General features: G+C 34.1%; 9 protein-coding genes. 1 reads left to right on the top strand and 8 read right to left on the bottom strand.

Features of this window, described 5'->3' with window-relative positions:
• Positions 1-297: 297 nt before the first annotated feature.
• Positions 298-1,092, bottom strand: a complete 795-nt coding sequence (locus CGC58_RS08465; protein WP_095894635.1) for an IS5 family transposase — start codon at positions 1,090-1,092, stop codon at positions 298-300.
• Between the two features lie 259 nt (positions 1,093-1,351).
• Positions 1,352-4,141, bottom strand: coding sequence for a DNA polymerase I (polA, locus tag CGC58_RS08460; protein ID WP_095897171.1), 2,790 nt, complete (start codon positions 4,139-4,141; stop codon positions 1,352-1,354).
• 312 nt (positions 4,142-4,453) lie between these two features.
• Here polA and CGC58_RS08455 point away from each other — a divergent pair, with 312 nt between their 5' ends.
• Positions 4,454-4,711: a hypothetical protein gene (locus CGC58_RS08455; RefSeq protein WP_157909238.1), complete on the top strand. Its 258-nt coding sequence runs from the start codon at positions 4,454-4,456 to the stop codon at positions 4,709-4,711.
• Positions 4,712-4,735: 24 nt separating this feature from the next.
• Here CGC58_RS08455 and CGC58_RS08450 read toward each other — a convergent pair whose 3' ends face one another.
• From CGC58_RS08450 to metE, 6 genes are all read right to left on the bottom strand, one after another.
• The gene (locus CGC58_RS08450; protein ID WP_095896327.1) at positions 4,736-5,203 is read right to left on the bottom strand and encodes a hypothetical protein; all 468 of its coding nucleotides are present in this window, start codon (positions 5,201-5,203) and stop codon (positions 4,736-4,738) included.
• A 710-nt stretch (positions 5,204-5,913) separates the two neighbouring features.
• Positions 5,914-7,845, bottom strand: coding sequence for a prolipoprotein diacylglyceryl transferase family protein (locus CGC58_RS08445; RefSeq protein ID WP_095896326.1), 1,932 nt, complete (start codon positions 7,843-7,845; stop codon positions 5,914-5,916).
• A gap of 145 nt (positions 7,846-7,990) precedes the next feature.
• Complete coding sequence (locus tag CGC58_RS08440) at positions 7,991-8,755, bottom strand: hypothetical protein (RefSeq protein ID WP_095896325.1); 765 nt, start codon at positions 8,753-8,755, stop codon at positions 7,991-7,993.
• Between the two features lie 125 nt (positions 8,756-8,880).
• Positions 8,881-9,111: a hypothetical protein gene (locus CGC58_RS12700; protein WP_198540718.1), complete on the bottom strand. Its 231-nt coding sequence runs from the start codon at positions 9,109-9,111 to the stop codon at positions 8,881-8,883.
• Positions 9,112-9,316: 205 nt separating this feature from the next.
• Positions 9,317-11,200, bottom strand: a complete 1,884-nt coding sequence (gene htpG / locus CGC58_RS08435; protein WP_095896324.1) for a molecular chaperone HtpG — start codon at positions 11,198-11,200, stop codon at positions 9,317-9,319.
• Between the two features lie 394 nt (positions 11,201-11,594).
• On the bottom strand, positions 11,595-13,895 hold the full coding sequence (gene metE / locus CGC58_RS08430; protein ID WP_095896323.1) for a 5-methyltetrahydropteroyltriglutamate--homocysteine S-methyltransferase: 2,301 nt from the start codon (positions 13,893-13,895) through the stop codon (positions 11,595-11,597).
• Between the last annotated feature and the right edge of the window lie 55 nt (positions 13,896-13,950).

The following is a 13,950-nucleotide window of genomic DNA, read 5'->3' as shown; positions in this document are numbered from 1 at the left end:
AAGGAGTTCATTTAGATGAGGTAATATTGCAAGTACCAAACTCTCCTTCCGCAAAAGTTTGGGGCGTAAATTTCAAAAAGTTAAGGTTATGAAAAACAAATTTTTATTAGGGATTTTTTTTTCTAGGAACAGTTGTTCTGCCCGCTTTGGGAGCTTTTGCCACACGAAACTAGAATGCATTTAGCCTTTTTGCTTATTATAGCGGAGATAAAGATGCAGGAGCCACAGCAATTATTGTAGATACTCAAAATATTAAACTTTTTTTAGTTATGAAAAAATATTATTTAATAAACTTGTTTAAACTTTTCGAATAAATGTTAGTATAATCCCTAGATACAACATAGCCATCCAAGTTGTGTTTAGGGTTTCATATCTTATAATCAATCCTTTAAAACCATCAAGCCACGCAAAACTTCTCTCTATTTTAAACCGATTTTTATATAATTCTTCGTCAAAATAAATATTTTCATTTTGTCCATTTCTGGGATTTTGTTTGATATTAGGTATTATTTCTTTTTCCTGTAAAAAACTTTTTAAGTCTCGGCTATCAAAACCTGCATCTGCATTGACAAACAAGCCTTTATGCTCTATTTTCGCTTCCTCCAAAAGATTCAAAATCTCTTTTAAAACAAAGTCTATATTATTCAAATCGTGATGATTACCGGATTTTGGACTACCCATTGCTAAAATTTGCCCCAAATTATCACACAGAAAGATAGAATTCGTGGTCTTTGACTTTTTTCTTAACTGATAACCAACAGATTGTCCTCCCATTCGACATCGAGTATGACTACCATCAAGTTGGACGCTTGATAAATCTAATTTTCTCCGATTCTCAAGCAACAAATTAAGCCAAATTCGCTTAAAACTACCATCTTTACTCCATTTATTGAAATAATAATAGACTGTTTGATAGCTTATTTTTTGGTCTTTAAAATACACTTCTACCGGAAGTTCCCTCCACTGGCAACCTGTTTTTAATCGTTTGACTATCAGAAGAAAAATTAATGATAAATCAAATTTTGTTTTAAATCCTCTTTTTCCAATACTCAAATGGGAAATAATCCATTTTTTTATTATATCTTTGCTCAAAGTTCCTTGATTTTCATTTTGTTATGCAAAACAAAAATGCTAAAAATTCTTGGAACTTTTAATTTTCCTCTTAAAAAGTTTAGACAGGTTTAATGACAATAGTCCTTATAACAATCATTTCTGTTACATTCTTATATACAACTGGAAAAAAATGGATTATATGGGTTCATTTTTTGATAACAATTGTTTGGTATATGGCTTATAAACACAACTTAGGAGAGAAAAGCAAAAAGTAAATAGTTTCTTCTCCTATAAGTTGTTAATGTGCTTCGAGCCAGTTTGTTCCTACACCCAAATCAACAACCAAAGGCACGGTAAGTTTGAAGGCGTTTTCCATTTCGTGCTTGATGGCATTTTTCACTGCTTCCAATTCCGTTTTCGGGACATCAAATACCAATTCATCGTGTACTTGTAGTAACATTCTCGTTTTGAAGTGTTCTTTTTCCAATCGGTTTTGAATGCGAATCATCGCAATTTTTATAATATCGGCGGCACTTCCCTGAATAGGAGCATTGATGGCGTTTCGTTCGGCAGCTCCCTTAACTACTTGATTTCGTGAATTAATGTCGGGGAGATAACGCCTTCTTCCCAAAACAGTTTCCACATATCCGTGTTGCTGAGCAAAAAATATTTGTTTGTTGATATAATTGCGTAAGTTAGGATATGTTGCGTAGTAGGTTTCAATTAGTTCCTTACTTTCAGTACGTGAAAGGTCGGTTTGGTTACTCAACCCGAAAGCCGACACACCGTAAATAATTCCGAAATTCACCGTTTTGGCGTGGCTTCGTTGTTCGCGTGTAACTTCTTCAATAGGAACATTAAAGACTTTAGCAGCCGTTGAGCGATGAATATCTTCTTTGTTTAAAAACGCTTGAATCATATTTTGTTCTTCACTTAATGAAGCAATGATTCGCAGTTCAATTTGTGAATAATCCGCAGCTAACAAAACGTGTTCTTCATCTCTGGGAATGAAAGCTTTACGAATTTGTTGCCCTCTTTCTGTTCGAATTGGGATGTTTTGCAAATTCGGGTTGTTACTGCTCAAACGCCCGGTGGCTGCAACTGTTTGCATATAGGTTGTGTGTACTCTTCCCGTTTTTGGATTTACTTCATTAGGAAGTGCATCAATATAAGTTGATTTTAGCTTTTGAAGTTGTCGCCATTCCAAGATATCAGCCACAATTTTGTGTTTATCAGCAAAGTAAGATAATACTTCTTCCGATGTGGCATATTGTCCTGTTTTGGTTTTTTTAGGTTTTTTATCAATTTTAAGTTTTTCAAACAAAATTTCGCCTAACTGTTTGGGAGAAGCCAAGTTAAAATCCTCGCCCGCAGCTGTTAGAATTTCTTTTTCATAGGCAATAATATCTTCATCTAATTTTTTGGAAAGTTCTTTTAAGAAAGAAATATCCAAATTGATGCCTTCCAATTCCATTTTGGCGAGTACTTTCACCAGTGGAGCTTCTAATTTGTGGTAAATTTTATCGGCATTTACCTTTTTGAGTTCTTCTGCAAATATTTCTTTTAATTGCCAAGTAACATCAGCATCTTCAACAGCGTATTCTTTTTGTTGTTCGAGGGGAACTGAACGCATCGAAAGCTGATTTTTTCCTTTTTTGCCTATTAATTTTTCAATGGAAATGGGTGTATAATCCAAATACGTTTCCGAAAGTACATCCATATTGTGACGCATATCAGGATTAATGAGATAATGTGCTACCATTGTGTCAAATAACTCACCTTTTACCTCTATTCCGTAAGTGTGCAATACTTTGATATCATATTTTAGGTTTTGCCCAACCTTTATAATTTGTTCATTTTCAAAAAATGACCGAAATTCTTCCAATAATTCAGAAGCCTCCGACCTATTTTCAGGAAACGGAACGTAATATCCCTTGCCTTTATGCCACGAAAAAGCAATCCCAACCAATTCGGCATTTAAACTTTCAAGATTTGTTGTTTCGGTATCAAAACAAATTGCTTTTTGTTGCAATAAATTACTTAACAATATCTTACGAGCCATTGGCGTATCTACCAATTGATAATGATGAGGCGTATCCTGAATTGTTTTTTTGCCGGAAGATAGATTTTCTGCAAACAAATTTTCTTGTACTGCAAATAAATCCATTTGTCCTTCCGATGAGGTTGATTTTTGTGCCACTATTTCAGGAGGTTGATACGTACGCATAAAGTTCTGAAGCAATTGCCTAAATTCCAATTCCTCAAAAAGTTTGGCGACAGCCTCAAAATCGGGTTTTGAAAGCTCAAAGTCAGTTTCATCAAATTCTACGGGAACATCTAACATAATTGTTGCCAATTTTTTGGATAAAATTCCTTTTTCGGCATTGTTTTCAATGTTCTCTTTCATCTTTCCTTTCAGCTTATGCGTATTTGCCAGCAGATTTTCCAAACTTCCGAACTCGGCAAGAAGCTTTTTGGCTGTTTTTTCACCCACTCCGGGAAATCCGGGAATGTTATCAACCGCATCGCCCATCATTCCGAGAAAATCAATTACTTGTTCGGGTGATTGTACTTCAAATTTTTCTCTTACTTGCTCCACTCCCCAAACCTCAACATCATTTCCGTTTCGGGCAGGACGATACACAAAAATATTATCAGAAACCAATTGTGCATAATCTTTATCCGGAGTAACCATATACACCAAATAGTTTTGTTTTTCAGCCTGTTTGGCAAGCGTACCGATAATATCATCAGCTTCGTAACCTTCTTTTTCAATGATAGGAATATGTAAGGCTTTTAATATTTCGTGAATATAAGGTATCGCAATACGAATAGCCTCAGGAGTTTCTTCCCGATTGGCTTTGTAATCCGTGAACATTTCAGTGCGAGCAACGCTTCCGCCTTTATCAAAAGCCACTGCTAAATGATCGGGTCTTTCTTTTTTAATCACATCAAAAAGTGAGTTCATAAAGCCCATTATCGCCGAAGTATTTAATCCTTTTGAGTTAATTCTCGGATTTTTAATAAAAGCGTAATAACCTCTGAATATCAAAGCATACGCATCTAAAAGGAAAAGTTTTTTTTTCAAAATAATCAACAGTTTTAATGTGAAGTGAAAAACAGAATATTGGTTTTGTTCTTTTGGTTTTGGGCAAATGTAGTCAAAAAAAATCAGAAAAAGAACTTATAAATATCAGAAAATTAATATGCAATACATCAGTTATTAATTCCAACTTCATATTTTCATACAAAATTTACAATTCTATAACTTTTTAAGGAAATAGAAGCTAAAAAATAATCTAAAAAATCAAAAAAATTGATTCTGAAGTTTAATTTATTGTTTCTGGAAGCAAAAAAATAATCTAAAAAAGCAAAAAAATTGATTCACGAGTTTAATTTATTGATTTCGGAAGATAAAAAACAATCTAAAAAAGCTAAAATATTAATTCCGGAATTTAATTTATTGTTTCCAGAAGCAAAAAAACAAACAAAAAAAGCTAAAATATTGATTCAGGAATTTAATTTATTGTTTCCAGAAGCAAAAAAACAAACAAAAAAAGCTAAAATATTGATTCCGGAATTTAATTTATTGCTTTCAGAAGCTAAAAAACAAAATATGATAAAAATAAAAAAACTTCAAGAAAAGTACAATTCTTGAAGCTTTTCATTTTTAAAGTTTTCTTTATAAAGCAGAAGGCGGTGTTTTTGTTTTCTTTTTTTCATACCGCTTCGCCATTTCATCTACCAAGTTTTTAACTGATGCATCTTTCTTAGCAGCTGTTTTCAGATAGCTATACACTTCATTACCTGTGTACATTGCATCGGTAGATGCTGCGTGAATAGTATCATCAATATTTTCAAGAAGCGATGCCACCAAAATACGAATGTCCCAAAGCTGGTCGATTAGTTTTACATCATTGGCAAACTCTTCCTTATTGAATGATTGTAGCAAATATTGCGGAAAATTAGTTGCTCCACGCAAAGCAAGATTTACAAATTCCACACTTTTTTGCCCCATCGAGGCTCCTCCTCTTTTCTGACCCGCCGGAAGGGCAATCAAAAAAGGTAACAATTGCTGAATTTCTTGCAATTTTGTTTTTACTTGCTCTTTATCGGAATCCGATAGCTTTGCACTTATTAAATTACTCATAATTTCCTTATTTTTAATGTTATCTTGCCCGAAAGGTAGTAATTTTTTTAATACAAAAATTATTTTTAATAAATGTTTAACTTTTAATACGTTATCAGCAATATATAAAAATGTTTTCAGAATCTTTTATAAAGAAAAATCCCACAGATTTTGCAGATTAACGCAAATTTTTTAATCTTTCAACAAAAAACAATAAACATCAAACCTTAAATTTTGAATATCAGGAAACATTACAAATCTGTGAATATCTATGAAATCTTTGGGAGTAAATATTTTTTAATAATACACATAAAAGAAAAATGATTCCAAAAACAATATTTTTGCTTTTGGAATCTTTTATAAACAAAAATCCCACAGATTTAGCAGATTAACGCAGATTTTTTAATCTTTCAACAGAAAACAATAAACATCAAACCTTAAATTTTGAATAGTAGAAAACATTACAAATCTGTGAATATCTATGAAATCTTTGGGAGTAAATATTTTTTAATAATACACATAAAAGAAAAATGATTCCAAAAACAATATTTTTGCTTTTGGAATCTTTTATAAAGAAAAACCCCACAGATTTTGCAGATTAACGCAGATTTTTTTATCTATCAACAGAAAAAATAAACGTTAAACCTTAAATTTTGAATATCAGGAAACATTACAAATCTGTGAATATCTGTGAAATCTGCGGGAGTAAATATTTTTTCTTTCTCCTTTTTCTATTCTAATCTTGAAAAACGTTTATTACTTTTGGGAAAATCAATTCCGTAAGCGAATAAAACTAAAAATCCGTATAAAAGAGAGTGTAGAATAATCTCCATATTCAATTCTCCTAATTCCAAAGGCAAACTATGTGCACAAGTACACAAAATTCCAATTATGACAGAAGCCATTGCTAACCATTGATATACTCGCATTCCCATAAAATAAGGCGTTTGTGGTTCTCCTCGCAAAGATTCTTCTACAAATCGGAAACTTCCGTTTAAAATCAAATACATTCCTATAATAAATGAAGCAGACATTTGTAGTGTTACCAATCTGAAAAGAAAAAAGAAAGTTAAAAAATTTGTTACTATCGAATAAAATTGTGTAGGATACAAATTTTTTCCAGACAAGTTTGCCATTTTATGCACGCGTGATTTCGGATGATGAAAACAAATCCCTAAAGTTGTTTCCGTAGGCTTTCCGTGACAACAACCTTGCACCAAACACCTAAAACGACCAAAAAACTGAATAGAACTTGCCGCTAAAGCACTTACTCCCATCAACTTCCAAAAGTCAATTTCTGAAAACAAACTTATCAAAACCAATGTAATTCCTATTCCAATCAAACTTCCGTAATAACCAAAAGGACGCGAAAGTCCGGAAGAACTTTCTATAAATTGAGCCCAAAGTCCTGCTCCTACAAAACCTGAAATACCTATCAGATACACAATAAATAATTGTTCGGGAAAGAAATATCCGATAATTAAAAATCCTGAAATGCCTCCTAAAGCTGCATAAAATCCGTGATTGATAACTCGTATATTTCCGAAATGCCATTCTTTCCAAGAATTAGATATTTTTTCACAAACGAAAAGCATTTTTTTATAAATAAAAGTTCGATAATGAACTATATAGTAAGAAATTATACCAAAAATAACATCTAAAATAGTATGACTGTATGTAGTTAAGCAACTGATGATAATTAAAAAAGATATGAAAGCAAATAAAAAGCTTATTTTAGGAAATCGTAATGAAAAATATTTATAAAAAATCATTGCCCAAAACACGTGAAAAGAAGGTAAAGCTGCCGTTTGCCCATCAGTTTCTCTCCCTAAAATAATCAAATTTGTAAAAAAGCTTCTGTTTTCAATATCAGTATATGGAACGATAAAAGGAAAAACCAAATAGCAATAAAAAATGATTCCCATTCCTAAAATCGAATCAAAAATGAATATTCTTGTGGTTTTATTATCTTTCAAAATCAGAGGAATAGCTAAAGTCAATGGATACGAAAGCACATAAAAAACTACACTGAAGTCTAAAAAGGGAATCAAATCATCTAAAAAAACTCTTGTAGAAATTGCATCAGGAGGAGTTCCCAAAAAAATGAATGCTTCATACAACAAAAACCATATCAGAAAAATCCAAATGTATATCAGCAATCTATTTTTTAAAGATAATGAATCAGAGTTTTCTTCTGGAAAATCAAAAAATGTTCTGTGTGATTGATTTGAAAAATTAGAAGAAATAATTTCATTTTCAAATCCCTTTAAGTAAGCCCAGATAAGCAAAATAAATATAGGAGAAATCAGCCAGAGCCCTGAAGCAGACTTAAAATATAAGCTAATTCCCAAGCACATTAGCACCGCTCCTACATAAATAGGATGATGAAAAAAGTAATAAGCTCCTGAACTGACATATTTTTTAGGCGGAAAAGCATTCATTGGCAATCCCTTACCTTTGAACCACAAATTTGACATTGCAATGATTATCAAAAACAATCCTAAAAATACTAATACCAAATCAATAACTGGCAAACTTGGTACAGGTAGTTTGATTATATTTTCAGTTTGTTTTGCCCAAAATATTAAAAATAAAGGAAGAAAAATACAAAATGTACTTGCATATATTATCTTTTGAAAAAGAATTTTCAAAGTGGTTTTCATAAACAATTTTTGATTTTTGCTGAATTTTGTTACAAATTTATCACAAAAAAATGATTCGGAAAGCTAAATTATTGATTTAAGAGGCTTTTATTTCTTTTAATAATCTATTAATATTGATTTTATAAGCAATTTTCTTGTTTTCTAATTATTTTTTCCAAAGTACGGTTTCATATAAAGAAAAACCTTTTTCAGACTGATTGTTAAAAATAAGTGATGCAGGACTTTTATATTTTGTTTCTCGCGATTGCAAGAATTTTTTATTGAAAAACGGTTTTAAAAAAAAATATTTATTAGCAATATTGCTTAGTGTTTCATTTTTTATGATGATAGGATTTTCAAATTTTAATTTTGCATTGGTTTTAGGGAAATAAATTTCAGCATCAGAAATGATTGCCTTTTCAATTAATTTTCCATTCCAAAAAACTTTTTGTAAAGGACTTTCTCCTTGCCATTCTATCCAAACAATACAATGATTTTCAGACAGAAATCTACCCCATTTTAATACAGAAATAGGCAATTTCCAAGGAACGAAATTCATTTCCAGTACTTCACAATATCCAAATCCTGTTAATTTTTTATCTCCGAAATTCAACAAAAATCTTGCTTTGGGAATTATACAATTCCACAAAAGTTTCTTATTGTTTTTTGAAAGTAATATTTCAGAAATGGAAGATTCTAAAGTTTGCCAACTTCCTGATACGTTGATTTTTTTATTTTCAAAAGAAGTACATTTTTCATTTATTTTGGCTTTTTGCAATATGCTTTTTTCTTTTATAATACCTTCTATAGAAGAAATATAAGACGTATATGGAATTTTAATCCCGAAAAGCTTTAATTCAGCATAATACAAAATTATAGCATTTCCTTGAGCATCAATTCCATCAAAATAATGTTTTTTTAATCGAAACATTTTACTGTATTAATTTCCACAAAGTTAATACATTTTTTATATTTGATAAAAATTATATTCATATTGTATATTTATTTTATTTTTATGATTCAAGAATCTAAAAAATAGTCATCGGAAACTAAATTTTAGCTTCCCGAATCTAAATTATTGCTTCCCGAATTTAAAATATTGTTATCGAAAGCTAAAATATTGTCATCGGAAGCTAAATTATTGCTTCCTGAACCTAAAATATTGTCATCGAAAGTTTTTTGATAAATAATTAATGCAATTTTACTATTCGGCATTAGAGACAAAGTCCGCACTGCGGAGTATGTGTCGTTAAGAAAATCAATAAATGAAACATAGAAAATATCCACTGTTTGAGCGAAGCGAGTTTGGATATTTTCAGTGAAATGAATTGATTTTTAGTGAAGTATCTAAAGCCTTGAACTTTTGATACTTTTGGTTCAAGCCAAAAGTATGGAAGAAAAAAGAAACTATTGTTCGTGATTTTAATCAAAAAAAGAAAAGCGATACACTATTTCTGTGCATCGCTTTTCAATAGTTATGGAAAAGTTATCATTATTTCAATTCCTGAAAATTTCGTTTAATGAAATCGGTGAGTTCTTTCCCTTTCAGAAGTCCTTGCGAAAGTCGTGCCAAATCGAAGGCTTGCTTGATGAGGCTTTGTTTTTCGTTTTCGTTTTTTGCATTAAGTATGGAAGTTGCCAAAGGTGAATTGGTATTGACCACCAAATGATACATTTCGGGGAAATTACCCATTCCGAACATTCCGCCACCGCCGGTAGCACTCATTTCTTTCATCCGACGCATAAATTCGGGCTGATTGATGCTAAAAGGCGTGCTGTCGCTATCCAAATCTTCCAATTGCACCACAAAACCTTCACTCGGAATGCTTTTTTCGATGCTTTCTTTAAGCGATGTTTTTTCCTCTTCCGAAAATTTGGAAATCGCAGTGTCTTCTTTTTGAATCAGTTTGGCAATCGGAGCCGAATCCACACGTGCAAAAGTCAGCTTTTCGTTGTCGTGTTCCAATTTCTGAATCAAATGCGACACGATGGGCGAATCCAAAAGCAACACTTGATATCCTTTTTCCTTCGCTTCCTCAATGGCAGCGTGTTGTACTTCTTTATTTTGAGCGTAAAGCACCACTAATTTACCATCTTTATCGGTTTGTTGGTCTTTTAAAGCTTCTTTAAGCTCCGAAAGCGTATAATACTGGTCATCTACCGTTGGATAAAGCATAAAATCGCCCGCTTTTTCGTAGAATTTCGGCTCGGAAAGCATCCCGTATTCCAAAACTATCTTAATATCGTTCCATTTCGATTGAAAATCTTCTCGATTGTTATTGAAAAGCGATTTTAATTTGTCCGAAACCTTTCGGGTAATATAATTTGCGATTTTTTTAACGTTGCCATCGGCTTGTAAGTACGAACGCGACACGTTCAGCGGAATATCTGGCGAATCGATAACTCCTTTAAGCATTGTCAAAAATTCCGGAACGATTCCTTCCACATTGTCCGTTACAAAAACCTGATTTTGATACAACTGAATGCGGTCTTTTTGAATTTGCATATCCATCGAGAGCTTTGGAAAATACAAAATTCCCGTTAAATTAAACGGATAATCCACATTGAGGTGAATGTGAAACAAAGGGTCGTCAAACTGCATCGGATAAAGTTCACGATAGAAGTTTTTATAGTCCTCGTCTTGCAAATCGGCAGGTTGTTTTGTCCACGCCGGATTTGGGTTATTTACAATATTGTCAACGGTTTGATATTCGGTTTTGTAATTTTCGTCGGCATTTTCAGGACGAGGAAGCGGCTCTTGTTTGGTTCCGAATTTAATAGGAATAGGCATAAATTTGTTGTACTTACGCAACAATTCCTCGATGCGATGTTCTTCCAAAAACTCGGTGGAATCCTCGGCAATGTGTAAGATGATTTCCGTACCTCTTTCTGACTTTTCGGCAGGTTCAAGCGTGTACTGAGGCGAGCCGTCGCACGTCCATTTTACGGCAGGAGCGTCGGTGTACGATTTGGTGATGATTTCCACTTGGTTTGCCACCATAAAAGCGGAGTAAAAACCAAGTCCGAAATGCCCAATCACGCCTGCATCTTTGGCAGTGTCTTTATATTTTTCCAAAAATTCTTCTGCTCCCGAGAATGCGATTTGATTGATGTACTTTTCCACTTCTTCGCCCGACATCCCGATTCCTTGGTCGATGATGTGTAAGGTTTTATTTTCCTTATCGATTTTTACTTCGATGATAGGATTGCCGTATTCCACCTTCGCTTCCCCAATTTGGGTTAAGTGTTTGAGCTTTAGTGTAGCATCGGTAGCATTGGAGATGAGTTCCCGCAGGAAAATTTCGTGGTCACTGTATAAGAACTTCTTGATAAGCGGAAAAATATTTTCCACCGAAACATTGATATTTCCTTTCATTAAATTATTGTTTATTAAATGATTAAACGATTAAAAAATTAAATGATTTGGTTGTGTTATAAAAAGTATGATGATGGTTCTGATTGTCGGGCTGAGCGAAGTCGAAGCCTTGTAATTATAAGGCTTCGACTTCGCTCAGCCCGACAGAAATCTCTCTTTTTTAGGTATCATACTTTTTACATCACCTCCAATGATTTAAAGTTTGAAAAATTCAAAGATTAAACGATTTAAAAATTATTACGGGAAATGCTTTCTCAAAAAAAATACCAATGTTTTAAAAATGTCAATTTGTCAGTTTTTGTGGTTGTCGTTAGCATTTCTTCTGAATTAAAAAAACAAAAAAGGTTGCCTTTTCTTTTGGCAACCTTTTTCTTTATTTGACAAAAAGCATTTATTATGCGTATTTGTTTCGCAATTGTTTGGCAGTTTCCACCATTGCAATGAGTGCTTTTTTGGTCTCTTCCCAGTGGCGTGTTTTGAGTCCGCAGTCGGGATTTATCCACAGATTTCGTTGCGGAATCACTTTAATGGCTTTTTCCATCAGGAAGCTCATTTCCTCAACCGATGGCACACGGGGCGAGTGAATATCGTACACTCCCGGACCAATTTCGTTCGGATATTTAAAATCGGCAAAGACATCAAGCAGTTCCATTTGTGAACGCGAACACTCAATGGTAATGACATCGGCGTCCATATCGGCAATAGCCTGAATCATATCATTAAACTCGGAATAGCACATATGTGTGTGGATTTGAGTGCTGTCTTCCACTCCCGAAGCCGAAATTCTAAACGCACGTATCGCCCAATCGTAGTAGGCTTCCCAATCTTTTTTACGCAATGGCAACCCTTCGCGAATGGCAGGTTCATCAATTTGAATAACCTTGATACCTGCTTTTTCCAAATCAACCACTTCATCGCGAATCGCCAAAGCAATTTGCGTACAAGTTGTGGAACGAGGCTGGTCATCACGTACAAACGACCATTGCAGAATCGTTACTGGTCCCGTAAGCATTCCCTTAACAGGAAACGACGTTAAAGACTGTGCGTACTGCGACCAGCGTACCGTCATCGGCTCAGGACGCGATACGTCTCCGTAAATAATCGGAGGTTTTACACAACGCGACCCATAACTTTGCACCCAACCGAATTTGGTAAAAGTATATCCCTTTAATTGTTCGCCAAAATATTCCACCATATCGTTACGTTCAAACTCCCCGTGAACCAATACATCAATTCCCGCTTCTTCCTGAAAACGAATGGAGGCTTCAATTTCTTCTTTCAATAATGTTTCGTATTCTGACAGCGGAAGAACGCCTTTTTTGAAATTCGCCCGCCAACTCCTAACCTCTTGTGTTTGAGGAAACGAACCGATGGTAGTTGTAGGGAAAAGTGGCAGGTTCAACGCCTTTTGTTGAATGGCTTGACGCTCAGCAAACGCTCCTTTGCGGTGAGCATCTTTTTCAGTGATGGAAGCTACCCGAGCCTTCACTTCGGTATCGTGGATGAGTTTGGAAGTTTTCCGATTGTCGTTAGAAGTTTTGTTTTGAGCCACAGCAGATTTTTGACTTTCAGTTAAAGAATTCTCTGCTATTGCCTTGATAGTGCTGATTTCCGCAAGTTTTTGTTTGGCAAAAGCCAACCATTGTTTGATTTCGGGAGTAAGCACTTTTTCATTGTTTTCCAACTCCAAATTACAAGGCGAATGAAGCAAAGAACAAGAGGAAGATACCAAAACACGCTCATTGCCAATCTTTTGCTGTGCTTTCTGAATCAAAGCCGAAGATTTTTCAAAATCGTTAATCCAGATGTTTCTTCCGTCAACAACTCCGAGTGAAAGTTTCTTTTTACTATCTATTTGATTAAGAACATCATCTAATTGCTCATAAGCACGTACCAAATCAATGTGAAGCACGTCAAACGGAAGGCTCAATGCCAAAGACAAATTATCTGCCAATGCACCAAAATAAGTGGTCAGGATAAATTCCGTATTTGGGAACGATGCTCTAAGGTCTTCATAAACTGATAAGTACGTTTGTTTTGCTTTTGGGCAGAGGTCAAGTGCCAAACAAGGTTCGTCAATCTGAATGGTTTTCGCCCCGGCGGCTACCAATTCCTTCACGATTTGTTTGTAAGCAACAAGCAACGAAGAAGCCAAATCCAAACGGTCAAAATCATTTTCTTTCTCTTTCCCCAGCAACAAATAAGTAACGATGCCCAGCAACACGGGTTTGGTTTCAAATCCTTTCTCTTTGGCAAATTGATACTCGGCAAGGGCTTTGTTGTATCTCACTTTAAACGATTGATTCTTATAGAATTCCGGAACGATGTAATGATAATTAGTATCGAACCACTTCGTCATTTCCATAGCCGTAATATCAATTCCATCTTTTTGATATCCTCTTGCCAACGCAAAATAGAGTTCCATATCCGACAAATGGTTTATCGGAGCAAAACGATTGGGAATAGCATTTACAGAGAATGAAAAATCAAGCACTTGGTCATAAAATGAAAAGTCATTGGAAGGAATCAAGTCAATGCCTGCCTCTCTCTGAATGTTCCAGTTATGAACTCGGATAGTATCAGCAACTTCAAAAAGTTCTTTTTCGGAAATTTTTCCTGCCCAAAAAGCCTCATTGGCTTTTTTCAACTCGCGTTTTTCCCCTATGCGGGGATACCCTAATAGATTGGTTTTCATATTTTAATTCTATTTTTTTATGTATTTTTACTCTTTTTCTTTTTATACGACTTAC

This window comes from Capnocytophaga stomatis, assembly GCF_002302635.1.
Lineage (GTDB): Bacteria > Bacteroidota > Bacteroidia > Flavobacteriales > Flavobacteriaceae > Capnocytophaga > Capnocytophaga stomatis.
The sequence above is the reverse complement of the archived record's forward strand: the minus strand, read 5'-3'. Positions and strand labels throughout refer to the sequence as shown.

Excerpts from the sequence above, each read along its gene's own strand:
- CGC58_RS08450 (WP_095896327.1), bottom strand. The coding sequence starts at position 5,203 with ATGAGTAATTTAATAAGTGCAAAGCTATCGGATTCCGATAAAGAGCAA.
- CGC58_RS08445 (WP_095896326.1), bottom strand. The coding sequence starts at position 7,845 with ATGAAAACCACTTTGAAAATTCTTTTTCAAAAGATAATATATGCAAGT.
- CGC58_RS08440 (WP_095896325.1), bottom strand. The coding sequence starts at position 8,755 with ATGTTTCGATTAAAAAAACATTATTTTGATGGAATTGATGCTCAAGGA.
- htpG (WP_095896324.1), bottom strand. The coding sequence starts at position 11,200 with ATGAAAGGAAATATCAATGTTTCGGTGGAAAATATTTTTCCGCTTATC.
- metE (WP_095896323.1), bottom strand. The coding sequence starts at position 13,895 with ATGAAAACCAATCTATTAGGGTATCCCCGCATAGGGGAAAAACGCGAG.